Below are 23,259 nucleotides of genomic sequence, written 5' to 3' on the forward strand. Positions count from 1 at the left end.
TATAAGAAACTTAAAATAAATAACTTTTTAGAATTAGCATATGAGCGGAAAATTCTAAGGGAGAATAGTCGTGTATTGCTCTTGTGGCGAGGGAGCTTGCTCCCGCTGGACCGGGCTGGCGCTCCAGGCCGAAGGACTCTCAAAAAAAGCGAAGGTGTTGTGCCAGATTAAACACCGTCGCAGATTTTACGGCTGCTGCGCAGCCGAGCGGGAGCAAGCTCCCTCGCCACAGAGGTTTACGTCTAATTGCTGATCGCCAGAATGCTCGCCTGATACGACCCGACAAACACATCGAAATCGCCGACTTCGTTCTGTTCAAGTTCAGCCTGTTGAGCCAACGACGAACGCGCCAACTCTTCAAACCTGGCCTGTTCTTCGCCTGAAAGCGGCTCGCTGCGGAAAAACTCCGCATGCGCCTGGCTTTGGCGCAAGGAGAACTGGGCGAAGCTTTCCTTGTGCTCGGCCATCGCTGCCAGCACCTGGGCCGATGGCGTCAGGGACGAGTCCTGGACCTTGGCCATTTGGGCGTCCAGCGCCTTGCTGTGGGCATCGCCGCCATGGCTCTGATCCAGCAGCGCCGCCAGTGGCGCAATCTTCTCCAGCAATTCGCCGGCCCATTCCTTCATGTCCACCGCTTGCCCGTCGCGTTGCAGTTGCAGGCCCGGACGACGACCTTCCTTGACCACGCTGAGGAAGTTCGACGTTGCGTTACCGCAGCTGGTACTGGTCAACAGCGGGCTTTCGTTCAGCGCGCAGTACAGCAGGAATGCGTCGAGGAACCGTGATTCGGTGAGGTCGATGCCCATCGGCAGGAACGGGTTGATGTCCAGGCAGCGGACTTCGACGTACTGGATGCCACGGGCCACCAGCGCCTGAATCGGCCGTTCGCCGGTGTAGGTCACACGCTTGGGGCGGATGTTGGAGTAGTACTCGTTTTCGATCTGCAGGATGTTGGTGTTGAGCTGAACCCACTCACCGTCCTTGTGCGTACCCACCTCGACGTACGCTGGATACGGCGTAGCTACCGCTTTGCGCAGGCTGTCGGTGTAGCTGGTCAGATCGTTGTAGCACGGCGTCAGGCCGGCTTGGGCGTTGCTCTGGTAACCCAGATCGCTCATGCGCAGGCTGGTGGCGTACGGCAGGTACAAGGTGTCCGGATCCAGTTGTTCCAGTTGATGCGAGCGACCGCGCAGGAAACCGGCGTCCAGTGCAGGGGACGCGCCGAAAAGGTACATCAGCAGCCAGCTGTAGCGACGGAAGTTGCGGATCAGCGCGATGTAGGCTGACGACTGATAATCGCGGTCGGTGCCGACAAAGCCTTCGGCCTCTTTAAGCAGCGGCCAGAGCTTTTCCGGCAGGGAAAAGTTGTAGTGGATCCCGGCGATGCACTGCATCGTCTTGCCGTAACGCAGGGCCAGGCCCTTGCGATAGACGTACTTGAGCTGACCGATGTTGGAGGTGCCGTAATAGGCGATCGGGATGTCTTCCTCGGCCGGCAACGGGCACGGCATCGATGGACTCCACAGGTACTCGTCGCCGAGTTTGCTGTAGGCAAACCGGTGAATCTTGTCCAGGCTCGCCAGCGTATCCGCCGGGTCTGGCAGGGCCGGCGTGATGAACTCCAGCAGCGACTCGGAGTAGTCAGTGGTGATTTGTTCGTTGGTCAGCGCGGAACCCAATGCTTCGGGGTGCGGCGTTTGTGCCAGGCGCCCTTCGCCTGTCACGCGCAGGCATTCACGTTCGATGCCGTGAAGGCACTGTTCGAGCAGAGAGAGGTTAGCGCGCTCGCCGAGCAGAGCCAGGCGGCGGTTGAGAAGTTCGCTCAAGTTGGATTCCTTCACGCGTCAGTCGCCCCAATATGGGGGTGGGCAAGACGGTCTACAAGGGTGAAGTTGAAACTGGCGTTTTCGCCTGGTTCTTGAGCCATACAGGCCCGTATTGAAAGGCCAACTTCAATCCTTGAATCTGGCAGACACGAGCGAACGAAACTCCGACGCTGTAGTCACAGCGCCGAAATTAACTCAAATTGATGATTGGGGGCTACAGGACAGCGAACGTGCCTTGTGCTTTTGCGACCAGTTTGTCGCCTTGCATCACATCGGCCTCGACGACAAGCGTGCGACGGCCCGGGTGGATCACCCTGGCCGTGCACATCACTTCACCGTCGGCGACGGCGCGGATGTAGTTGATCTTGCACTCGATGGTCGCGCTTTGCTGGTCAAAGCCGTGGGTGCTGGAGCAGGCCAGCCCCATGGCAATGTCCACCAGACTGAACAAGGCCCCGCCGTGCAGCTTGCCGCCGCGATTGCGCAACTGTGGCTCCAGCGCCAGGGCGACTTGCGCCACCCCGGTGTCCAGGCTGTGCAAGCGACACCCCAGCAGCTTGAAAAATGCGCTTTCGGTCAAGCCGGCCGGGATCTCCATCAACGTTTCTTCAACTGCTTGGCGTTGGCAAACAGCGACGCCATGGCGTTGTTGGTCGGAGCCGCTGCCGGGGTTTCCTTGCGCGGCGCGGTGTTCTGGGATTGGCGCGGAGCCGACCCCGGACGTGCACCACGGGCACCGTCGATCTTCTCGCCCGGGGTGTCGCTCATGCGCATCGACAGGCCGACGCGTTTGCGCGGGATATCGACTTCCATGACCTTCACCTTGACCACATCACCGGCCTTCACCGCTTCGCGTGGATCCTTGATGAACTTCTCCGACAGCGCGGAAATGTGCACCAGACCGTCCTGATGCACGCCGATGTCGACGAAGGCACCGAAGTTGGTCACGTTGGTGACCACGCCTTCGAGGATCATGCCCAGTTGCAGGTCCTTGAGGTCTTCGACGCCGTCCTGGAACTCGGCGGTCTTGAACTCGGGACGCGGGTCGCGGCCAGGTTTTTCCAGCTCTTGCAGAATGTCGGTGACCGTCGGCAGGCCGAACGTTTCGTCGGTGTACTTCTTCGGGTCCAGGCGCTTGAGGAACGCGGCGTCGCCGATCAGCGAGCGAATGTCGCGGTCGGTTTCAGCGGCAATGCGCTGCACCAGCGGATAGGCTTCCGGGTGAACCGCCGACGAATCCAGCGGATTGTCGCCATTCATTACGCGCAGGAAGCCGGCGGCCTGTTCGAAGGTTTTTTCACCCAGGCGGGCGACTTTCTTCAATGCCGCACGGGTTTTGAACGCACCGTGCTCGTCGCGGTGGGCAACGATGTTCTGCGCCAGGGTCGCGTTGAGGCCGGAGATGCGCGCCAGCAGCGCCACGGATGCAGTATTCACGTCCACGCCCACGGCGTTCACGCAATCTTCGACCACTGCGTCCAGGCCGCGCGCCAGTTTCAGCTGCGACACGTCGTGCTGGTATTGGCCAACGCCGATGGATTTCGGATCGATTTTCACCAGCTCGGCCAGCGGGTCCTGCAAGCGACGAGCGATGGACACCGCGCCACGGATCGACACGTCCAGGTCCGGGAATTCCTTGGAAGCCAGTTCCGAAGCCGAGTACACCGATGCGCCGGCCTCGGAGACCATGACTTTGGTCATCTTCATGGCTGGGTATTTTTTGATCAGTTCAGCCGCCAGTTTGTCGGTTTCGCGGCTGGCGGTGCCGTTGCCGATGGCGATCAGGTCCACCGAATGCTTGGCGCACAGGGCGGCGAGCACGGCGAGGGTCTGGTCCCACTTGTTGTGCGGCACGTGCGGGTAAACCGTGGCGTGGTCCAGCAGCTTGCCGGTGGCGTCGACCACGGCGACCTTGCAGCCGGTGCGCAGGCCCGGATCGAGGCCCAGGGTGGCACGCGGGCCGGCCGGCGCGGCCAGCAGCAGGTCGTGCAGGTTGTGGGCGAACACGTTGATCGCTTCGGTTTCCGCGCCATCGCGCAGCTCGCCCAGCAGGTCGGTTTCCAGGTGGGTGTAGAGCTTGACCTTCCAGGTCCAGCGCACCACTTCGCCCAGCCATTTGTCGGCGGCGCGGTTCTGGTTCTGGATGCCGAATTGCTGGCCGATCATGCCTTCGCACGGGTGCATGGTGCCCGGCAGCTCGTCACCGACTTTCAGCGCGGAGCTGAGAATGCCTTCGTTGCGGCCACGGAAAATCGCCAGTGCGCGGTGGGACGGCATGCTTTTCAGCGGTTCGTCGTGTTCGAAGTAGTCGCGGAACTTGGCGCCTTCCTCTTCCTTGCCGGCGATCACGCGGGCACTGAGGGTGGCTTCCTGCTTGAGGTAATTGCGCAGCTTGTCCAGCAGACCGGCGTCTTCGGCGAAGCGCTCCATGAGGATGTACTTGGCGCCTTCGAGCGCGGCCTTCACATCGGCCACGCCTTTTTCGGCGTCGATGAAGCGCGCCGCTTCGGTTTCCGGATTCAGGGTTGGATCGTTGAACAGGCCTTCGGCCAGTTCGCCGAGGCCGGCTTCCAGGGCGATCTGGCCCTTGGTGCGGCGCTTCTGCTTGTACGGCAGGTACAAGTCTTCGAGGCGGGTCTTGGTGTCGGCGAGCTTGATGTCGCGCTCAAGTGCAGGGGTCAGCTTGCCTTGCTCCTCGATGCTGGCGAGGATGCTGATACGCCGTTCGTCGAGTTCTCGCAGGTAGCGCAGACGCTCTTCCAGATGACGCAGTTGCGTGTCATCGAGGCTGCCGGTCACTTCTTTCCGGTAGCGGGCGATGAAGGGCACCGTGGAGCCTTCATCGAGTAGCGCGACGGCCGCTTCGACCTGTTGTGGGCGGACGCCGAGTTCCTCGGCGATGCGGCTGTTGATGCTGTCCATAAAACCACCTGACAAATTGTGAAAGCAGGCTCGCAGGCGCGGAAATAGGGCCTTCGCGAGTCTGGTTGAGCGGCCTGGCGAGCGCCGCTACCTGGATCAACAGGCATTGCCGTTGACCCGTGAAATCGAACAATTACTGCCAGCGCCATGAAAATAAAAAGTGGTTGCCGGCAATAACGATCAGACGTTGCCTGACACAAAAGGCCGCGCATTATAACCAGCGTTGTGTCATTCGGGGGCATTGCAGGCTGTAGGCGAAAAGACTGGTTTTCTGGCGGTGAAGGAAAAATCTGCTAACAATGCACTCGGTGCGTATAACGGCAGCTACGCCATAATGCGCGCCGAGATCAAAGGAGCATCCAATGAGCAGCACTGCACAAACTGCTGAAGGCGAAAAAATTCTTATCGTTGACGACGATCCAGGGCTGAGCAGCCTGCTGGAACGCTTTTTCGTCAGCAAGGGCTACCGTGCCCGCGCCGTCCCGAACACCGAACAAATGGACCGCCTGCTGGCGCGTGAAGTGTTCAACCTGGTCGTCCTCGACCTGATGCTGCCCGGCGAAGACGGCCTGACCGCCTGCCGCCGCCTGCGCACGGCGAACAATCAGATTCCAATCATCATGCTCACCGCCAAGGGCGACGAGCTGAGCCGCATCAAGGGCCTGGAACTGGGCGCCGACGATTACCTGGCCAAGCCGTTCAACCCGGACGAGCTGATGGCCCGGGTCAAAGCGGTGCTGCGGCGCCAGGCAGCACCGGTGCCGGGTGCACCGGGCAGCGAAGACGAAAGCGTGACCTTCGGTGACTACGAGCTGTCCCTGGCCACCCGCGAACTCAAGCGTGGCGACAAAGTGCACATGCTCACCACCGGTGAGTTCGCGGTGCTCAAGGCCCTGGTCATGAACGCCCGTCAACCGCTGACCCGCGACAAGCTGATGAACCTGGCCCGTGGCCGCGAGTGGGATGCCCTGGAGCGATCCATCGACGTGCAGATCTCCCGTCTGCGCCGGATGATCGAGCCCGATCCGTCCAAACCGCGCTACATCCAGACCGTCTGGGGCGTGGGCTACGTGTTCGTTCCGGATGGCGCCGCCACGAAGTGATCGGTGATTTGTAGGAGCGGGTCCTGCGGGCAACGGGTCGGATGACCTTTCCCGCAGACTCGCGATCCGCAATATGCGAGCATCGCTCGCTCCTGCAAGTGTGTAGCGGTTACCCATGAAAACCCCTGTTTGGTTCCCCCAGAGCTTCTTCTCCCGCACCCTGTGGCTGGTGCTGATCGTCGTCCTGTTCTCCAAGGCGCTGACCCTGGTTTATCTGTTGATGAACGAAGACGTGCTGGTGGATCGCCAATACAGCCACGGCGTCGCCCTGACGCTGCGCGCCTATTGGGCCGCCGATGAAGAGAACCGCGCGAAGATTGCCGATGCCGCGACCCTGATCCGGGTGGTAGGGGCCGGTGTGCCCGAAGGCGAGCAGCACTGGCCGTACAGCGAGATCTACCAGCGACAGATGCAGGCCGAACTGGGTGCCGACACCGAAGTACGATTACGCATGCACTCGCCACCGGCGCTGTGGGTCCGGGCGCCCAGCCTGGGCGATGGCTGGCTGAAAGTGCCGCTGTATCCGCATCCGTTGCGCGGCCAGAAAATCTGGAACGTGCTCGGCTGGTTCCTCGCCATCGGCTTGTTGTCGACCGCTTCGGCGTGGATTTTCGTCAGCCAGCTCAATCAACCGTTGAAACGTCTGGTCTATGCCGCGCGGCAACTCGGTCAGGGCCGCAGCGTGCGTCTGCCGATCAGCGACACGCCGAGTGAAATGACCGAGGTTTATCGCGCCTTCAATCAGATGGCCGAAGACGTCGAACAGGCGGGGCGCGAGCGCGAGCTGATGCTGGCCGGGGTGTCTCACGACCTGCGCACGCCGCTGACCCGTTTGCGGCTGTCCCTGGAACTGATGGGCGATCACAGTGACCTGACGGACGACATGATCCGCGACATCGAAGACATGGACGCGATTCTTGACCAGTTCCTGGCCTTCATTCGCGACGGTCGTGACGAGTTGGTGGAAGAAGTGGACCTGAGCGATCTGGTTCGCGAAGTCGCCGCACCGTACAACCAGAACGAAGAAAAAGTGCACTTGCGCCTGGAGCCGATCCAGCCGTTCCCGTTGCGTCGGGTGTCGATGAAGCGGCTGCTGAACAACCTGATCGGCAATGCGCTGCATCACGCTGGCAGTGGAGTGGAAGTGGCGGCTTATGTGTCCGGGGATACCAGCGCGCCGTATGTGGTGCTGAGTGTCATGGACCGTGGCGCGGGGATTGATCCGTCGGAGCTGGAAGCGATTTTCAACCCGTTCACCCGTGGCGATCGGGCCCGGGGCGGAAAGGGGACGGGGTTGGGGCTGGCGATCGTGAAACGGATCGCCTCGATGCATGGCGGGAATGTCGAGCTGCGCAACCGCTCCGGTGGTGGGCTGGAAGCACGGGTTCGGTTGCCGCTTGGGTTGATGTTGCCGCGGGACGCGGTTTAAGCGTCGTACACAACCTCTGTGGCGAGGGAGCTTGCTCCCGCTCGGTTGCGCAGCGACCGTGAAATCAGGCAACCGTATTTCAATGAAAAAACACGGTTGCCGGTTTCGGGAGTCCTTCGGCCTGGACCACCAGCCCGGTTCAGCGGGAGCAAGCTCCCTCGCCGCAGGGCCTGAGTAAGCTTCACCCTTTACCTTTGGTCCGCGTCATATTTGGCCCGCCATTCTTCTCCAGATGCTCGATGATGATCCCCGCCACGTTCTTCCCGGTGGTGGTTTCAATCCCTTCCAGACCCGGCGACGAGTTCACTTCCATCACCAACGGGCCGTGATTGGAACGCAGGATATCCACACCCGCCACTGCCAAACCCATGACCTTCGCTGCACGCAACGCGGTCATGCGTTCTTCCGGGGTGATCTTGATCAGGCTCGCGCTACCGCCGCGATGCAGGTTGGAGCGAAACTCCCCCGGCTTGGCCTGGCGCTTCATCGCCGCGATCACCTTGTCACCGACCACGAAACAGCGAATGTCCGCGCCGCCGGCTTCCTTGATGTACTCCTGAACCATGATGTTCTGCTTCAAGCCCATGAAGGCCTCGATCACCGACTCCGCCGCCGTCGCCGTTTCACACAGCACCACGCCGATGCCCTGGGTGCCTTCCAGCACTTTGATCACCAGCGGTGCGCCGTTGACCATCTCGATCAAGTCGGGAATGTCATCCGGGGAGTGCGCAAAACCGGTGACCGGCAAACCGATCCCCCGGCGCGACAGCAATTGCAGGGAACGCAGTTTGTCTCGGGAACGGGCGATGGCCACCGATTCGTTGAGCGGAAACACCCCCATCATTTCGAACTGGCGCAGCACCGCGCAGCCATAAAACGTGACCGATGCGCCGATCCGCGGGATCACCGCATCGAAACCCTCCAGCGGTTTGCCACGGTAGTGAATTTGCGGCTTGTGGCTGGCAATGTTCATGTAGGCGCGCAGGGTGTCGATCACCACCATTTCATGGCCACGCTCTACACCGGCTTCGACCAGGCGACGGGTGGAATACAGACGCGGATTCCGCGACAGCACAGCGATCTTCATGCAACACCTGTGGAGAGGGTAGATACCGGGAACACCGGCTTGTCTTGTACATATTTGATGCCCGGATTGACCACCAACTGGCCGTCGATCAGGGCTTTGGAACCGAGTAACAGGCGATAACGCATGGACTTGCGGCAGGCGAGGGTGAACTCGACCCGCCAGACCCGATCACCGAGGGCCAGGGTGGTACTGACCACATAGCGCATCTGCGCGTGGCCGTTGGAGCTTTTAATGGTTTTCATCGTTACCAGCGGTGCTTCGCAGCGCCGGTGCCGCAATTGCACCACCGTGCCCAGGTGCGCGGTGAAGCGCACCCACTGTTCGCCGTCGCGCTCGAACGGCTCGATGTCGGTGGCATGCAGGCTGGAGGTACTGGCGCCGGTGTCGATTTTTGCCCGAAGGCCCGCGACTCCCAAATCCGGGAGCGCCACCCACTCGCGCAGACCGACAACGGTCAAATGGTCAAATGTCTTCAAAAGTGCTCAACCGGCAAAAACCGCTCAGGCCGTGTGCGGCCGAATTCGCGGTATTCACGCAGAATAATGGGTAAAAGGCGACAGATATCTACGGCCCGGATTTTCATCCCTCAAACAGGGGGGGAATGCCTGCATTCTAATCCACGGCGTTGTGATTCATGGCACGACAGAAACGGTAGTACAGTTCATCGATATTTCAGAATGAGGACATCCAATGGCACAAAAAAGCGAAGAGGACGACAAGGTTCGTCTCGATAAATGGTTGTGGGCTGCGCGTTTTTATAAAACACGTGCCTTGGCCAAGGCCGCGATTGAAAGCGGCAAGGTGCATTGCCGGGGCGAGCGCTGCAAGCCAGGCAAGGAGCCGAGGATCGGCGACGAGTTTCAGATTCGCACCGGCTTCGAGGAGCGCACGGTGGTGGTCCAGGCGTTGTCGATCGTGCGTCGTGGCGCGCCGGAAGCCCAGGCCCTGTATGCCGAAACCGAAGCCAGCGTTGCCAAGCGCGAAGCGGCGGCGGCCATGCGCAAGGCCGGGGCGTTGGGCGTGAGCACCGACGGCAAACCGAGCAAGAAACAGCGCCGGGATTTGTTCAAGTTTCGCGGCAGCAGCAACGACGAGTAGTGACGGCCGTCGGGCGCAGACTTGTAATCGCCTGCCTGTGCAGCCATATGGGGGATATTCGCCAACGGCGCATTTCGCAGGTGAAAGCACCGCTCGTCGAAAACCGAGGTTTGACCTTGCTTGGAACAACCCCGAATTGTTCATAAAATGCCGCTATGGCTAAGCTCACCCCCAAACGTGCTGCTACGGCGTGTTTCATTTTTTGTAACCTTTTTTGTCACCACTTCAGATACCCAGACCTATGACCGATCTACCGGATACCGACTACACCCAACGCTTCATCTTCGATGACAGCGACACCCGCGGCGAACTGGTGGCATTGGAGCGTAGCTATGCCGAAGTCCTCGCCAAACACACCTATCCGGAGCCGGTCGCGCAACTGCTGGGCGAGCTGATGGCGGCTGCAGCGTTGCTGGTAGGCACCTTGAAGTTCGATGGCTTGCTGATTCTTCAGGCCCGTTCCGAAGGCCCGGTGCCGATGCTGATGATCGAGTGCTCCAGCGAGCGCGAAATTCGCGGCCTGGCCCGCTACGACGCCGAGCAGATCGCGCCCGATGCGACGCTCGCCGACCTGATGCCCAATGGCGTGTTGGCGCTGACTGTCGACCCGACTCAAGGCCAGCGTTATCAGGGCATTGTCGATCTCGACGGTGAAACCCTGTCCGATTGCTTCACCAACTATTTCGTCATGTCGCAGCAGGTTGGCACCCGCTTCAAGCTGTACGCCGACGGCCGTCGTGCCCGTGGCCTGCTGTTGCAGCAATTGCCTGCCGACCGTCTGAAAGATGAAGAAGATCGCGCCGCCAGTTGGCAGCACATCACCGCCCTGGCCAGCACCCTGACCGCCGACGAATTGCTGAGCCTGGACAACGAAACCGTGCTCCATCGCCTGTACCACGAAGAACAAGTGCGTTTGTTCGATGTGCAGAAACTGCGCTTCCATTGCAGTTGCTCCCGGGAACGCTCGGGCAATGCGCTGGTCAGTCTGGGACTGGAAGATGCGCAGCAGCTGGTCGTCGAGCATGGCGGCAGCATCGAGGTCGATTGCCAGTTTTGCAACGAGCGCTATCTGTTCGACGCGGCCGATATCACCCAATTATTCGCCGGTGCAGGGGTTGATACGCCGTCAGATACTCGTCACTAAAACGCTTCAGCGCAGGTAAATTCACTGCTTAGCGCCGGAATAACGCCGTTCTGACGGGAGGGCCCTACACTTTTTGGGCTTTTCTGGCATAATCCGGCCCACTTTTTTCGCGGTAGTAGTGCACGACTTTCTACTACAAAACGTTTGGAGCACTCGGCCACTGGCCGACGGGGAACCTCATGACGCAAGCCAATAACGCCGTGTACACCGATCTGAGTGTTGATGATCTGGTTAAACAAGCCCTGAATCGCGGTGAAGGCGAGCTTGCCGATACCGGCGCGCTGGTTGTTCGCACCGGTCACCGTACCGGCCGTTCGCCAGTCGATCGTTTCATCGTTGAAGAGCCGACTACTCAGGACGCCATTGCCTGGGGCCCGATCAACCGCAAGTTCCCGGCCGACAAGTTCGATGCCCTGTGGGCTCGCGTCGAGGCGTTCAACAACGCGCAAGAGCATTTCGTTTCCCACGTGCACGTAGGTTCGGCTGAAGAGCACTACCTGGCCGTGAAAATGACTACCCAGACTGCCTGGCAGAACCTGTTCGGTCGTTGCCTGTTCATCAACCCGGCCCAGTACAACCCGGCCGGTCGTGAAGAGTGGCAAGTTCTGAACGTCGCCAACTTCGAGTGCGTGCCAGAGCGTGACGGCACCAACTCCGACGGTTGCGTGATCATCAACTTCGCGCAGAAAAAAGTGCTGCTCGCTGGCATGCGCTACGCCGGTGAAATGAAGAAAGCCATGTTCTCGGTGCAGAACTTCCTGCTGCCGGCCGCCGACGTGCTGCCAATGCACTGCGCCGCCAACATCGGCGAAGCGGGCGACGTGACCCTGTTCTTCGGTCTGTCCGGCACCGGCAAGACCACCCTGTCCGCCGACGAAAGCCGTTACCTGATCGGTGACGACGAACACGGCTGGGGCGAAGGCGTGGTGTTCAACATCGAAGGCGGTTGCTATGCCAAGTGCATCGACCTGTCCGAGAAGAACGAGCCGGTCATCTGGAAAGCCATCAAACACGGCGCAGTCCTGGAAAACGTTGTTATCGACGACGCCAAGCACGCCGACTACACCGATGTCAGCCTGACCCAGAACAGCCGCGCCGCCTACCCGCTAGAGCACGTAGCCAAGCGTTCCGAGAAGAACCTGGGCGGCGAGCCAAACGCAGTGATCTTCCTGACCTGCGACCTGACCGGCGTGCTGCCGCCAGTGTCGATCCTCAATGAAGAACAAGCGGCCTACCACTTCCTGTCCGGCTACACCGCTCTGGTGGGCTCGACCGAAATGGGTTCCGGCAGCGGCATCAAGTCGACCTTCTCCACCTGCTTCGGCGCACCGTTCTTCCCGCGTCCGGCTGGCGAATACGCAGAACTGCTGATCAAACGCATCCGCGGCTTCGGCTCCAAGGTCTACCTGGTCAACACCGGCTGGACCGGCGGCGGCTACGGCGTCGGCAAACGCTTCAACATCCCGACCACCCGCGGCGTGATCGCAGCGATCCAGAGCGGCGCGTTGATCGGTGCCGAGACTGAGCACCTGGACACCATCAACCTTGACGTGCCATTGGCTGTGCCGGGCGTTGAGACTGGCCTGCTGAACCCACGTAACACCTGGGCTGACAAGGCTGCTTACGATGAAGCTGCTAAAGCACTGGCCGGGTTGTTTGTCGAGAACTTCAAGAAGTTCGACGTGAGCGACGCGATCAAGGCTGCTGGGCCGAAGTTGTAAGAGTTGGTCTGATGCAATGAGAAAGCCGCCCTTTGGGGCGGCTTTTTTGTGAGCGCTGATTCAGTTCCCTTGAGGCAAAACTGGCAATATTCCCGCAGTAAACACGCTAAACAGCCAGAATAATTCCACTTCTGTTGATCAGATCCCCTCGACCCCTTCCACTTCCTGCGTATCCCACCGTTGTTTCTTGACTGCTTTGTAGAGCATCTCAATAGTCAGCGGCACTTTGTCGCCACGACCCTTCGCTCGGCGCTTGAGAAACACATCAAACCCTTCCGGTTGAAAATACCGATATGCGTCGTAGTCGACGAAATCGATGGCGAACTGTTCCTCCAGCGCTTCCATCAGCTGCCGCGCATCAGCGCCATCGCAACCCAGGTCAAAGTTGATCGAGGTGGTGAGACTGATGGTTTTGCGTTCGGGCAGGCCGAGTTCTTCGTGCAGCAACTGCATGAGCAGGTGCATGGCGTGGTCGTCGGGGAAGTTGGGGGCGAGGATCATTACGGGGCATCCGGTTGGGCTTTGGAGGATCTTATTGGGCGTCGGATTCGTGGGGAAGGGCGCAAGCCCGATGGCAGCGGTTAAAACGTAAAGGATGTCTCCGGTTACTACCCAGGCAAGCCAGCTCCCACAGGGGCGCGGCTTGCCTGTTAGCGCGTGGTCAGGCTGGCGCTTTCCAGCCCATCATGCGTTGTTGGGCGACTTTCAGTAGGTCGCAGCCATCCTGGGTCAGCAAGAAGAGCGCGTGAGTGATGTGGGGGATGTCTTCGACATCAGCGTGTTTGAAGCAAACGCAGTGCAGGGTTTTGAGGAGATCACTGGAGGCTCGGATGCGCTGGAGGGCGGCTTCGAGGATGTCTTGCGGGTTGGCCTCTGTGTCGATGATCAGGGGCGGGGTGTCGGTGAGGTTGGATTGGAGTGAAAGGTAACGATCGCTGGAGAGCGGATTCCATGTCTTCATTGGTTTTAGCCTCAAATGCATCAGGAAGAACCGCCGTCACCGTGACCAAGCGATGGGAGGCGGACTGTGTTCGGGTTGGTCAACCGATGAGGCTCACATCCCGGCACGCCCGAGGGCGTCCCAAACACAGCCACCATATAGCGTGCAGGCACTTGAAGTGCCGGCAGCATACAACGGACGCGTAGATATGAGCCATTCGGGTGACCAAGCCCGAGTCGCTGATTTGGCAGCGACAGTCACGACTATAGGTTTGAGCCGCCGGGCAGCGATAGGCGACAAGGTGTCTTCGGTTGTAGGACCGGGACGAAGCGTTGATAGGGCGTTGCCTACGGACTTATCTCTTTTGCAGTTTGTCTCGTTTGATTGCCATCAGGTGTTTGACTTCTTCATCTGAAATGCTGGGGCGAGGGGCGTCGAGGCTGGTTTGTACTTGTGCTTTGAACCATGCGTCGTAGGCCGCTTTGTCGAGTCGTTGTTGAGTGTCGGGCATTTTGTTTTCGTCAGGTACACCGCGTTATCGATCATCGCGGGCAAGCCCGGCTCCCGCAGGGATCTTCGTTTAAGTTTGAATTTGTTTCAGCCATCAGACTGCCGTGGTTTTCGGCAGGCGTTGCCGGGCGATTTCTAGCAGTTCGTTGCCGTCCTGGGTCAGCAGGTACAACGCGTTGACGATATTGGGAATGTCTTTCACGTCGGCCTGTTTGAAGCACAGGCAATAGAGTGTTTCGAGCAGGTCGCCAGCGGCGCGGATGCGTTGTCGGGCGGCATCGAGGATTTCGTGGGGATCGGCCTCGGTGTCGATGACCAACACGGGGGTATTGCTGTAGCTGGTTTTGAGCGGGCGATAGCGGTCTGTTAACGAGTGGCGCGTGTTCATCGAAGTCAGTCCTGTGGGAAGTCGGGCAGTCTCGCCGGCGGGCCGACACAGTGTTTTCAGCCGCGTCGAAAACTATAGAGGGCCGCAGCGAGGCGTCGCAAGGTGGTGCAAGTGGACAGGTTTTGTAGGGGATTTAGCGGTGTTATCGCCCTTTGCCTACGCATCCCTCGACTATTTTTTAAGCTTTTCCCTTGGTGGTCGATATTCCTACGGGATTGTCAGGCTTAACGCATCCAGCCTCTGGAGGGTGCGCGCCAGAATGTGTAGGACGTTTCGAAGCGTCTGAGTCGACTCTTAAAGGGAATTAGGTATGCAATGGCTGCGTGTGGCCTCGATTTTATTGTTGTGGGCCGGTGTTTGTCGGGTAGCGGGTGCTGCTGACGTCGGTCATTCGCTCGTCCTGGCCAACATGGAGCGAACCGGTTGGCCGGGTGCGCTGACCACCCAAGCGGACATCGACACCGCATCTCGCGCCGAGGTGTTAATGGTGGGCAAGGCATTGCTGGCCAGCGAAGCGCTGGATGAGCAGGGGCTGAAACAGCGACTGGGCGTGCGGGCTGTGAAGCTCAAGTCGGTCAGGCAAGTGCGTGACGGGTTGTGGGATCGGTTGCTGATAACCTATCGCAGTGCCAGTCAGAACTGCGAGGACCAACTCTTCTGTCCTCGTGTGCGCAGGGTCGCCGATTTGCGTCAGCTGGCGGCGGCGTTTACGGGGGAAATAAGCCCGGCTTATGCGACGTGGGCGAGCAAGAGCCGGGTATTTCATGAACAGGCGCTGGATGAGCAGTTGCGGGTGGCGGTATTGGTGCCGTAGCTACCCGAGGTCAGTCGATCGACGACTAAGTCTGTGAGGCACTGTCCAGCGTTGTGGGCGCAGCGTAGAGGGGGTCGTCAGGGAGCTTCATGCACCCGTTCAGCAGCAGGGATGCAAAGAAAAGGGCGACTGGAAAAAACAGAGTGTCAGGCATGATTGTTCCTTTGTGAGGATCCGCGTGCAGGCGTCCTGCCTTGATGAAAACTTCGCGGATAATGGTTTTTCTCGGGGCGCACCTTACCGGCTGACAGGGGGCTGATGTCAGGGGGCAAAGTGCCTCGTTTGTTTCAATCTGTGGCGAAGGAATCGATGGGCCGACGCTGTATCATCCCGTATCGTTTTTGCCCCCGACCTTTTCTCGACTCGCTGCGTTCGCCGGCTAGGCTTTGGGCTTCGCAGCGGTCAACGGAGTGACAGCTTATGCACAACACCCTGGAACAGGTTTTCGGTTATCCACAGTTTCGGCCCGGCCAGGAGGCAGCGGTCAGCGCGGTACTGGCCGGACGTTCGGCGGCGGCGATTTTCCCTACCGGCTCGGGCAAATCCCTGTGCTATCAGTTACCGGCCATCCTACTGCCGCACCTGACGCTGGTGGTCTCGCCTCTGCTGGCGTTGATGCAGGATCAGTTGGCGTTCTTGCAACGCCACGGCATCGCGGCGGGCAGCATCGATTCGGCCCAGAGTCGCGATGACGCCAGCGATGTGATGGCCCGGGCCAAGTCCGGTGAATTGAAGATTCTGATGATTTCCGTGGAGCGCCTGAAGAACGAGCGTTTCCGCCATTTTCTGCAGCAGGTGCCAATCTCGCTGTTGGTGGTGGACGAGGCCCACTGCATCTCCGAGTGGGGTCACAACTTCCGCCCCGACTACCTCAAGCTGCCGGACTATCAGCGCCAGTTCAACATCCCTCAAGCGCTGTTGCTGACGGCCACCGCGACACCCAAGGTGATCGCCGACATGGAGGCCAGGTTCGCCATTGCGCCTGAGGATGTGGTGACCACCGGTTTCTACCGGCCCAACCTCAAACTATTGGTGGAACCGGTGCGTGGCCAGGACAAGCGCCGCCGCCTGGTCGAGTGGATGAGCCAGCGTCCCGGCCAGCCCAGCATTGTCTACGTCACTCTGCAAAAAACCGCTGAGCACATCGCCGAACATCTGGCGCGCAACGGCATACAGGCCGAGGCCTATCACGCCGGTTTGCCCCACGAGCAACGGGAAGCGATTCAGCGCCGGTTCATGGGCGGGCAGTCCAATTGCATCGTCGCCACCATCGCCTTCGGCATGGGCATCGACAAAAGTGATATCCGCAACGTGGTGCATTTCGACCTGCCCAAATCCATCGAAAACTACAGCCAGGAAATCGGCCGCGCCGGGCGTGACGGGCAGCCGTCCGATTGCCTGGTGCTGGCCAACCGCGACAGCCTCAATGTGCTGGAGAATTTCGTCTACGGCGACACACCGGAGCGGGACGGCATTCGTTGTGTGCTCGACGAGTTGCAAGCCGCAGCGCCCGAGGGGCAGTGGGAGTTTCTGCTGGGGCCTTTGGCCGATCAGAGCAACATCCGCCAGTTGCCGCTCAAGACCTTGCTGGTACAGCTGGAGTTGCGTGGGCTGATCGCTCCACGCTATGCCTATTACGCCGAATACCGCTTCAAGTATTTGCAGGAGCCGGAAGCGTTGCTGGCCCGTTTCGAGGGTGAGCGCAGGGACTTCGTCTCGGCGATCATCCAGACTTCCAGCCGCGCACGGACCTGGGCCACGGTGAATTTCGACGCACTGTATCAGCAGCATTCCGCCGAGCGCAGTCGAGTGGTCAAGGCACTTGATTACTTCCAGGAAAAGGGCTGGGTGGAGCTTGAAAGCAAGCAGATGACGGAGGTCTATAGCCTGCTGCAAGCCGACTTCGATTCCCAGGCCTTGAGCGCCGAATTGCACACCTACTTCACCCAGCACGAACGCACCGAGATTTCGCGGATTCACGCCATGCTGGATCTGTTCGCCGCCGACCACTGCCTGGGATATCGCCTGGCCGAGTACTTCGGCGACGAAAACGCGCCACAGCGATGCGGGCATTGTTCGGTGTGTCACGGCCACGTAGCGCGGTTACCCGAACCACCGGTATTGCCGGCGCTTGTGGATAAAAATTTCGAGGCGCTGTGCGGTGATTTTATCCACAGGCACCAGCAGCACACGGGAAGTGCTCCATCGGCGGAGCGCGTGACGCGGTTTCTGTGCGGGATCAGCGTGCCGTTGTTTACCAAGCTCAAGGCGCGGTCGATTCCGGGGTTTGCGGCGCTGGAGGAGTATCCGTATGGCGAGGTCCGGACGTGGGCTGAGGCGAACCTCTAATCTGTAGGGATTGTCTGGGGCGTATCCATCAGCTGAATGTCACCCATCACGGGAATAAACTTCAAAAACACCCATCGGCTGACTATGGTGAGGACTGTCTTTGGATCGCCAATAAGAGAACAACAACCATGAGCCAGACATCGTTCGATATTCAGCGCGCCGCCGTGATTGGCGCGGGCACCATGGGCCGGGGCATTGTTATGTGCCTGGCCAACGCCGGGGTGCCGGTGCAGTGGGTCGATAACAATCCGCAGATGCTTGAGCAGGCGCTGACCAGCGTGGCTGACACTTACGCCCACAGCGTGCGTCAGGGGCGGATCGATCAGACCGAGGCGGATGCGCGCATTGCACGGGTAACGGCGGCTGCCGATTACGCGGCGATCCGCGATGTTGATCTGGTGATCGAAGCGGTCTACGAAAACCTCGAGCTGAAGCAGAAAATCTTCCGCGAACTCGACGGCCTGCTCAAACCTGAAGCGATTCTGGCCAGCAATACCTCGGCGCTGGATATCGACGCCATCGCCGCCGCCACTCGCCGCCCGCAGCAGGTCTTGGGCCTGCACTTCTTCAGCCCGGCGCACATCATGAAATTGCTGGAGATCGTACGCGGCGCCCAGACCGCTCCGGCGGTGCTTGATGCAGCCCTGGCACTGGGCCAGCGCATGGGCAAGGTCAGCGTGGTCTCGGGCAACTGTCACGGTTTCATCGGCAACCGCATGCTGCATCCGTACGTGCTCGAAGCGCGCAAGATGCTGCTGGAGGGGGCGTTGCCTTATCAGGTGGATGCGGCGCTGCAAGGTTTTGGTTTCGCCATGGGGCCGTTCCGCATGTATGACGTGGTCGGCATTGACCTGGAGTGGCGCGCGCGGGAGCTGGCTGGCAAGGGCCAGGATGCGCCGGAGGTTCAGGTGGACAATCGTTTGTGCGAGCTCGGGCGTTTCGGTCAGAAGAGCGGCGACGGGTATTACCATTACGAGCCGGGCAGTCGTCAGGCTGAGCATGATGTGGAAGTCGATGCGCTGGTGCTGGAAATCAGCGAAGGGTTGGGGTTCCAGCGGCGTGAGATGGGGCCAGAGGAGATTCTTGAGCGCAGCTTGCTGGCACTGGTCAATGAAGGGGCAAAGATCCTTCAGGAAGGCATTGCGGCGTCGGCGCACGACATCGATCTGGTGTACCTCAACGGTTATGGTTTCCCGGCGGACAAGGGCGGGCCGATGGCCTGGGCGGATCAGCAAGGGCTGGACGATATTCATCTGCGGTTGTTGCAGCTTGAGACCAAACAGGGGGATCACTGGGCCCCGGCACGGTTGATTGGGGAGTTGGCGGCGCAGGGCAGAGGGTTTACCGACATGTGATTTAGGTAGTGCCTGTGACAGCGCCTTCGCAGTTTCACCTTAAACTGGCCATCCAACTCCAGGAACCGACGCTGATGTCCAACCCGATGCCCCATCGCACCGACTACCCCCATTTCCAGCCCATCACCACCCGCTGGCATGACAATGACGCCTACGGTCATGTCAATAACGTCACCTACTACAGTTTTTTCGATACGGCGGTGAACACCTACCTGATCGAAGTCGGCGGCCTGGATATCCATGACGGTGAGGTGGTGGGTTTTGTGGTGAGTTCGGCCTGCGATTACTTCGCGTCTATCGCCTTCCCGGATCGGATCGAGATTGGCCTGCGGGTCGGCAAGTTGGGCAGCAGTTCGGTGCAGTATGAGCTGGCGGTGTTCAAGGCTGGAGAAGATGAGGCCTGCGCGGCAGGGCGCTTCGTGCATGTATTCGTCGATCGGCTGTCGAATCAGCCGGTGGCGATTCCTGCCGGGTTGCGCGGGGCGTTGGAGCGACTGGCGATCTGAGGGCAAAAAAAATCGCAGCCCGAGGGCTGCGATTTTTGGATCTAACGGTCGACGAGGCGATTCAAGCCTCAGTCGTCATCGTGATAGCGATGGTGATGCTTGCGATGCCCATACGCATGGCCGCGACCCGGGTGACCACGGTAGTAGCGACGATCATCATCGTCATAACCACGACGATAGGAACGACGATCATCGTCGTCATTGCTGCTGTTGCCCATATGGTTACCCAGCGCGCCACCGAGGCCGCCGCCTGCTGCGGAGCCGATCAGGCTACCGGTGGTGCCGCCCATGCTGCGGCCGACCACGTTACCGCCAGCTGCGCCCAACGCACCGCCAATGGCGGCTTCGCCACGGCTGCGTCTGTCTGCGCCAACTGCGCTACCACCCGCGCCGCCCAGGGCCGCGCCAATGGTTGAACCTGTACTGCCGCCTAGTGATTGACCGACGACCGAGCCAAGAACCCCGCCCAATGCGCCGCCCACACCTGCTTCGGTGGTGCCGCCAGCAGACGCGAAGCCACTGACCAGGCCAAGGGACAACAAGAGAATCGAGGAGAACTTCATAGAGGAACCTCAAGGGGATGACGGCGCGATCCTGAGGCTGTGTCATGGTTGTGACAATAGAAATCCGACGAATAACACGACTTGAGCACATTTCTATAAGTTGCTGTTTTTTGGGCGGAACTTAAGTGTTTTTCGCCGGTCTTTAGCTACTTCTCAAAGGCCGTTTTCATATGAAAACGGCCTTTTTTGTGGGCGATTGGAAAGTACGGATCGGAAAAATTTGTTGAGTGGGCTACCGCCATCGCTGCGTCAAGCTGACTTGGCCATGATCAACCCGGTTTCACTCGCCGCCTCCAGCCGGATCGCCACAAACTTCGACGTCGGCGTATGGCTGCCATCGCCAGTGCTTTCCAACGGCACCAGCGGGTTCACTTCCGGATAGTACGCAGCCGCTTGCCCGGCAGGAATATCAAACGCCAGCAGGGTAAAACCCTTGACCCGCCGCTCACGGCCATCATCCCAGATCGATACGATGTCAGCCTTTTGCCCCGGTTTGAAGCCCAGGCGAATGATGTCGGCTTCATTGACGAACAACACATCCCGCTGACCTTTCACCCCGCGATAACGATCATCAAGACCATAAATGGTGGTGTTGTACTGATCGTGGGAGCGCATCGACTGCATGATCAGGTCCGGCAGTACGCCGGTGGCGCGGGTGCGTTCGTGCACCAGGTCTTTGGGCAGGATGTTCGGACGGAAATTGGCCCGACCCGATGGGGTATTCCAGCGACGTGCGCCGGCACTGCTGCCCAGGTAGAAACCGCCAGGGTTCTGGACTTTCTCGTTGAAGTCCCGAAAGCCCGGGATGGTGTCGGCGATCAGGTCGCGGATGCGGCTGTAATCAGCCACCAGCCAGTTCCAGTCCACCGGTTTGCTGCCCAGGGTCGCGGCGGCGATACCAGCGATGATTGCAGGCTCCGAGCGCATCAGATTCGACAACGGTTGCAACTGACCGTTGGAGGCGTGGACCATGCTGAAGGAGTCTTCCACGGTCACCGCTTGGGCGCCTTCGGTCTGGATATCGATATCGGTGCGGCCCAGGCACGGCAGGATCAGCGCGTCTTTACCGTGGATCAAATGGCTGCGGTTGAGCTTGGTGCTGATCTGCACGGTCAGGTCGCAGTTGCTCAGGGCCTGGAAGGTCCGTGGGCTGTCCGGGGTGGCTTGGGCGAAGTTGCCGCCCAGGCCGATGAAAACTTTCGAACGGCCTTCGGCCATGGCGTGAATCGCCTCGACCACGTTGTGGCCGTTTTCGCGCGGGACCTTGAACTGGAAGCGCCGCTCCAGGGAGTCGAGGAGCGCCGCCGGCGGACGTTCGTTGATGCCCATTGTCCGGTCGCCCTGCACGTTACTGTGGCCGCGCACCGGGCACAGACCGGCCCCCGGCCGGCCGATGTTGCCGCGCAGCAGCATCAGGTTGGCGATTTCCTGGATGGTCGCCACCGAATGGCGATGCTGGGTGATGCCCATCGCCCAGCACATGATCACGTTCTTGCCTTTGGCGTACATGCGCGCCGCTTGCTCGATTTCCACCAGGGGCAGGCCGGATTGCTCGACGATCTGCTCCCACGGGGTGTCGTCGACGATGCCGAGGTATTCCAGAACATTGACGCTGTGTTCATTGAGGAAGTCGTGGTCGAACACCGCAGGCTCACCCGCCTTCTGCGCATCGCGCTCCCATTGCAGCAGGAACTTGGCCATGCCGCGCATGATCGCCATGTCGCCGCCCAATGCCGGACGGAAGTACGCGGTGTTGGTCGGTTTGTCGCCATTGGTGAGCATTTCGATCGGGTGTTGCGGGTGCTGGAAGCGTTCCAGGCCGCGCTCTTTCAGTGGGTTGATGCACACCACCTGCGCACCGCGTTTCACCGCTTCGCGCAGTGGCTCGAGCATCCGCGGGTGGTTGGTGCCAGGGTTTTGGCCCCAGACAAAAATTGCATCTGCATGTTCGAAATCGTCGAAGGTCACGGTGCCTTTGCCGACTCCGACGCTTTGGGCCAATGCCACACCGCTGGCTTCGTGGCACATGTTCGAGCAGTCGGGGAAATTGTTGGTGCCATAGGCGCGCACGAACAATTGATAGAGGAACGCCGCTTCGTTGCTGGCACGGCCCGAGGTGTAAAACTCGGCCTGATTCGGGCTCGACAGCCCTTGCAGGTGTTTGCCGATCAGGGCGAATGCGGCTTCCCAGCTGATCGGTTTGTAACGATCGGTTTCGGCGTCGTAGCTCAGCGGCTCGGTCAGACGGCCCTGGTACTCGAGCCAATAATCACTTTGTTCCAGCAACGAGCTAACGCTGTGCTTGGCGAAAAACGCGCCATCGACACGCCGTTTGGTCGCTTCCCAGTTCACTGCTTTGGCGCCGTTCTCGCAGAACATCACCATGCCGCCTTCCTGGGAATCGCCCCAGGCGCAACCGGGGCAGTCGAACCCGCCGTTCTTGTTGGTCTTGAGCATCATGCGCAGATTTTTCAACGCGTTGTCGCTGGTCAGCCAGGCCCGGGCGACGCTGGCCAGCGCGCCCCAGCCACCGGCCGCACCCTTATAGGGCTTGTAACGTGGAACAGGTTTCTGGTCGGCTTGTTGGTGTTGACTCACGCTTGATTCTCCAACGCAGGGCTGTAGACCCTTGGTGCACTTTTCTGAGGTAGGTGGATGAGATTGAGGTTGTGTCGACGGGCCCATTGCACGGCCAGGCCCGTGGGCGATGACAGGCTGACCAGGGTCTGGATGCCGGCGCGTAAAACTTTCTGGATCAATTCGAGGCTGCAACGGCTGGTGACAATCGCCAGACCATCGGTGGTCGGGATTTTCTGGCGGATCAACCCGCCAATCAGCTTGTCGAGGGCGTTGTGTCGGCCGATGTCTTCACGGCCCAGCAGCAATTCGCCTTTGCCATTCATGAACACCGCCGCATGCACCGCGCCGCAATGCTGGCCCAAAGGCTGGAATTCGCCGATGCGATGGCGCAGGCCGTCCAGCCATTCGGCCGGGGGCAGCGGGGCGCCGGGCAACACCTTGAGATCAGGCAGCGCTTGCTCCACCGCTTCCACGCCACAGAGCCCGCAACCGCTGGTGCCGGCCAGTTGCCGGCGCTGCTGCTTGAGGTTCCAGAAGGCGCGGTTGGCGATGGTCACTTGCGCGTATTGCGCCGAACCCGAGCCGCTGAGTTGCAGGTCATAGATGTCTGAAGCGTCGTCGATGATGCCGCTGCCGAGGCTGAAGCCGACGATGAAGTCTTCAAGGTCCGTCGGCGTCACCAACATGACGGCCTGGCTGATGCCGTTGTAGGCGATCGCCAACGCGACTTCCTCAGCCAGCGCGGTGCTGGATGATTCGGAGTATTCGAGGTTGCAGTAACTGTATGTCTGGCTTGCGGCGGGCGCGGGCGTTTCGAGAGCGGGCGCCGCGCAGCCGGGGCGCTTGGCGTTCATTAGGCATCACCGACGGTTTGGTCAGCTTTAAGCCTAGGCGCGTCAACATGTCGCGTCTAATCGCTATTAC

21 protein-coding genes are annotated in these 23,259 nt (G+C 60.1%); 9 read left to right on the forward strand and 12 right to left on the reverse strand.

The window, feature by feature from the left end; all coding sequences use genetic code 11:
- Positions 1-242 precede the first annotated feature (242 nt).
- From gshA to FFH90_RS02210, 3 genes are all read right to left on the reverse strand, one after another.
- Positions 243-1,826, reverse strand: a complete 1,584-nt coding sequence (gene gshA, locus FFH90_RS02200; RefSeq protein WP_138866626.1) for a glutamate--cysteine ligase — start codon at positions 1,824-1,826, stop codon at positions 243-245.
- 214 nt (positions 1,827-2,040) lie between these two features.
- Positions 2,041-2,424 (reverse strand): PaaI family thioesterase, encoded by a 384-nt coding sequence (locus FFH90_RS02205; RefSeq protein WP_018929320.1) that lies wholly within the window; start codon positions 2,422-2,424, stop codon positions 2,041-2,043.
- Positions 2,424-4,748 (reverse strand): Tex family protein, encoded by a 2,325-nt coding sequence (locus FFH90_RS02210; protein ID WP_111453972.1) that lies wholly within the window; start codon positions 4,746-4,748, stop codon positions 2,424-2,426. Before FFH90_RS02210 ends, FFH90_RS02205 begins: the two co-directional genes overlap by 1 nt.
- 362 nt (positions 4,749-5,110) lie before the next feature.
- On the opposite strand from FFH90_RS02210, the gene ompR reads away from it, so the two are divergent.
- Both ompR and FFH90_RS02220 read left to right on the forward strand, forming a co-directional pair.
- Positions 5,111-5,851 (forward strand): two-component system response regulator OmpR, encoded by a 741-nt coding sequence (ompR, locus tag FFH90_RS02215; protein WP_007939544.1) that lies wholly within the window; start codon positions 5,111-5,113, stop codon positions 5,849-5,851.
- A 115-nt stretch (positions 5,852-5,966) separates the two neighbouring features.
- The gene (locus tag FFH90_RS02220) at positions 5,967-7,280 is read left to right on the forward strand and encodes an ATP-binding protein (protein WP_007939543.1); all 1,314 of its coding nucleotides are present in this window, start codon (positions 5,967-5,969) and stop codon (positions 7,278-7,280) included.
- A gap of 181 nt (positions 7,281-7,461) precedes the next feature.
- Here FFH90_RS02220 and rimK read toward each other — a convergent pair whose 3' ends face one another.
- Both rimK and FFH90_RS02230 read right to left on the reverse strand, forming a co-directional pair.
- Positions 7,462-8,367, reverse strand: coding sequence for a 30S ribosomal protein S6--L-glutamate ligase (gene rimK, locus FFH90_RS02225; protein WP_018929318.1), 906 nt, complete (start codon positions 8,365-8,367; stop codon positions 7,462-7,464).
- Entirely contained in the window at positions 8,364-8,825 is a 462-nt protein-coding gene (locus tag FFH90_RS02230; protein ID WP_172901254.1) for an ATP-dependent zinc protease, read from the reverse strand. Before FFH90_RS02230 ends, rimK begins: the two co-directional genes overlap by 4 nt.
- Before the next feature lie 232 nt (positions 8,826-9,057).
- Between FFH90_RS02230 and FFH90_RS02235 the strand changes: the two genes are divergently transcribed.
- From FFH90_RS02235 to FFH90_RS02250, 3 genes are all read left to right on the forward strand, one after another.
- Complete coding sequence (locus tag FFH90_RS02235; RefSeq protein ID WP_064615830.1) at positions 9,058-9,465, forward strand: RNA-binding S4 domain-containing protein; 408 nt, start codon at positions 9,058-9,060, stop codon at positions 9,463-9,465.
- A gap of 241 nt (positions 9,466-9,706) precedes the next feature.
- On the forward strand, positions 9,707-10,609 hold the full coding sequence (gene hslO, locus FFH90_RS02240) for an Hsp33 family molecular chaperone HslO (protein ID WP_018929315.1): 903 nt from the start codon (positions 9,707-9,709) through the stop codon (positions 10,607-10,609).
- Positions 10,610-10,788: 179 nt separating this feature from the next.
- The gene (locus FFH90_RS02250; protein ID WP_018929314.1) at positions 10,789-12,330 is read left to right on the forward strand and encodes a phosphoenolpyruvate carboxykinase; all 1,542 of its coding nucleotides are present in this window, start codon (positions 10,789-10,791) and stop codon (positions 12,328-12,330) included.
- A 138-nt stretch (positions 12,331-12,468) separates the two neighbouring features.
- On the opposite strand, the gene FFH90_RS02255 is transcribed toward FFH90_RS02250, so the two are convergent.
- The 4 genes from FFH90_RS02255 to FFH90_RS02265 form a co-directional block, all read right to left on the reverse strand.
- A complete protein-coding gene (locus FFH90_RS02255; RefSeq protein WP_138866627.1) occupies positions 12,469-12,831 on the reverse strand; it encodes a DUF1493 family protein in 363 nt (120 codons plus the stop codon).
- Positions 12,832-12,991: 160 nt separating this feature from the next.
- Positions 12,992-13,291 carry a hypothetical protein gene (locus FFH90_RS02260; RefSeq protein WP_111453971.1) on the reverse strand — a complete coding sequence of 100 codons (300 nt, stop codon included), beginning with the start codon at positions 13,289-13,291 and terminating at the stop codon, positions 12,992-12,994.
- A gap of 334 nt (positions 13,292-13,625) precedes the next feature.
- On the reverse strand, positions 13,626-13,781 hold the full coding sequence (locus FFH90_RS29895; protein WP_168206150.1) for a hypothetical protein: 156 nt from the start codon (positions 13,779-13,781) through the stop codon (positions 13,626-13,628).
- A gap of 93 nt (positions 13,782-13,874) precedes the next feature.
- Positions 13,875-14,168 carry a hypothetical protein gene (locus FFH90_RS02265; RefSeq protein WP_111453970.1) on the reverse strand — a complete coding sequence of 98 codons (294 nt, stop codon included), beginning with the start codon at positions 14,166-14,168 and terminating at the stop codon, positions 13,875-13,877.
- A gap of 310 nt (positions 14,169-14,478) precedes the next feature.
- On the opposite strand from FFH90_RS02265, the gene FFH90_RS02270 reads away from it, so the two are divergent.
- The 4 genes from FFH90_RS02270 to FFH90_RS02285 all read left to right on the forward strand — a co-directional run bounded on the left by FFH90_RS02270 (position 14,479) and on the right by FFH90_RS02285 (position 19,192).
- Positions 14,479-14,982, forward strand: coding sequence for a polysaccharide deacetylase (locus FFH90_RS02270; protein ID WP_138866628.1), 504 nt, complete (start codon positions 14,479-14,481; stop codon positions 14,980-14,982).
- Positions 14,983-15,402: 420 nt separating this feature from the next.
- Positions 15,403-17,331 carry an ATP-dependent DNA helicase RecQ gene (locus FFH90_RS02275; protein ID WP_138866629.1) on the forward strand — a complete coding sequence of 643 codons (1,929 nt, stop codon included), beginning with the start codon at positions 15,403-15,405 and terminating at the stop codon, positions 17,329-17,331.
- A 128-nt stretch (positions 17,332-17,459) separates the two neighbouring features.
- Positions 17,460-18,686: a 3-hydroxyacyl-CoA dehydrogenase gene (locus FFH90_RS02280; protein ID WP_138866630.1), complete on the forward strand. Its 1,227-nt coding sequence runs from the start codon at positions 17,460-17,462 to the stop codon at positions 18,684-18,686.
- A 74-nt stretch (positions 18,687-18,760) separates the two neighbouring features.
- Complete coding sequence (locus tag FFH90_RS02285; RefSeq protein WP_018929305.1) at positions 18,761-19,192, forward strand: thioesterase family protein; 432 nt, start codon at positions 18,761-18,763, stop codon at positions 19,190-19,192.
- Positions 19,193-19,260: 68 nt separating this feature from the next.
- Here FFH90_RS02285 and FFH90_RS02290 read toward each other — a convergent pair whose 3' ends face one another.
- From FFH90_RS02290 to fdhD, 3 genes are all read right to left on the reverse strand, one after another.
- Complete coding sequence (locus FFH90_RS02290; protein WP_018929304.1) at positions 19,261-19,755, reverse strand: glycine zipper domain-containing protein; 495 nt, start codon at positions 19,753-19,755, stop codon at positions 19,261-19,263.
- Positions 19,756-20,004: 249 nt separating this feature from the next.
- Positions 20,005-22,353 (reverse strand): FdhF/YdeP family oxidoreductase, encoded by a 2,349-nt coding sequence (locus FFH90_RS02295; RefSeq protein WP_138866631.1) that lies wholly within the window; start codon positions 22,351-22,353, stop codon positions 20,005-20,007.
- A complete protein-coding gene (gene fdhD / locus FFH90_RS02300; protein ID WP_086944155.1) occupies positions 22,350-23,189 on the reverse strand; it encodes a formate dehydrogenase accessory sulfurtransferase FdhD in 840 nt (279 codons plus the stop codon). Before fdhD ends, FFH90_RS02295 begins: the two co-directional genes overlap by 4 nt.
- Positions 23,190-23,259: the final 70 nt, after the last annotated feature.

It is taken from the genome of Pseudomonas sp. ATCC 43928 (assembly GCF_005938665.2).
In the GTDB taxonomy this organism is placed as follows: domain Bacteria; phylum Pseudomonadota; class Gammaproteobacteria; order Pseudomonadales; family Pseudomonadaceae; genus Aquipseudomonas.

Bases quoted from the DNA above. Each gene is read 5' to 3' on its own strand.
- FFH90_RS02205 (WP_018929320.1), bottom strand. From the start codon at position 2,424: ATGGAGATCCCGGCCGGCTTGACCGAAAGCGCATTTTTCAAGCTGCTG.
- FFH90_RS02210 (WP_111453972.1), bottom strand. From the start codon at position 4,748: ATGGACAGCATCAACAGCCGCATCGCCGAGGAACTCGGCGTCCGCCCA.
- ompR (WP_007939544.1), top strand. From the start codon at position 5,111: ATGAGCAGCACTGCACAAACTGCTGAAGGCGAAAAAATTCTTATCGTT.
- FFH90_RS02220 (WP_007939543.1), top strand. From the start codon at position 5,967: ATGAAAACCCCTGTTTGGTTCCCCCAGAGCTTCTTCTCCCGCACCCTG.
- rimK (WP_018929318.1), bottom strand. From the start codon at position 8,367: ATGAAGATCGCTGTGCTGTCGCGGAATCCGCGTCTGTATTCCACCCGT.
- FFH90_RS02235 (WP_064615830.1), top strand. From the start codon at position 9,058: ATGGCACAAAAAAGCGAAGAGGACGACAAGGTTCGTCTCGATAAATGG.
- hslO (WP_018929315.1), top strand. From the start codon at position 9,707: ATGACCGATCTACCGGATACCGACTACACCCAACGCTTCATCTTCGAT.
- FFH90_RS02250 (WP_018929314.1), top strand. From the start codon at position 10,789: ATGACGCAAGCCAATAACGCCGTGTACACCGATCTGAGTGTTGATGAT.
- FFH90_RS02255 (WP_138866627.1), bottom strand. From the start codon at position 12,831: ATGATCCTCGCCCCCAACTTCCCCGACGACCACGCCATGCACCTGCTC.
- FFH90_RS02260 (WP_111453971.1), bottom strand. From the start codon at position 13,291: ATGAAGACATGGAATCCGCTCTCCAGCGATCGTTACCTTTCACTCCAA.
- FFH90_RS29895 (WP_168206150.1), bottom strand. From the start codon at position 13,781: ATGCCCGACACTCAACAACGACTCGACAAAGCGGCCTACGACGCATGG.
- FFH90_RS02265 (WP_111453970.1), bottom strand. From the start codon at position 14,168: ATGAACACGCGCCACTCGTTAACAGACCGCTATCGCCCGCTCAAAACC.
- FFH90_RS02270 (WP_138866628.1), top strand. From the start codon at position 14,479: ATGCAATGGCTGCGTGTGGCCTCGATTTTATTGTTGTGGGCCGGTGTT.
- FFH90_RS02275 (WP_138866629.1), top strand. From the start codon at position 15,403: ATGCACAACACCCTGGAACAGGTTTTCGGTTATCCACAGTTTCGGCCC.
- FFH90_RS02280 (WP_138866630.1), top strand. From the start codon at position 17,460: ATGAGCCAGACATCGTTCGATATTCAGCGCGCCGCCGTGATTGGCGCG.
- FFH90_RS02285 (WP_018929305.1), top strand. From the start codon at position 18,761: ATGTCCAACCCGATGCCCCATCGCACCGACTACCCCCATTTCCAGCCC.
- FFH90_RS02290 (WP_018929304.1), bottom strand. From the start codon at position 19,755: ATGAAGTTCTCCTCGATTCTCTTGTTGTCCCTTGGCCTGGTCAGTGGC.
- fdhD (WP_086944155.1), bottom strand. From the start codon at position 23,189: ATGAACGCCAAGCGCCCCGGCTGCGCGGCGCCCGCTCTCGAAACGCCC.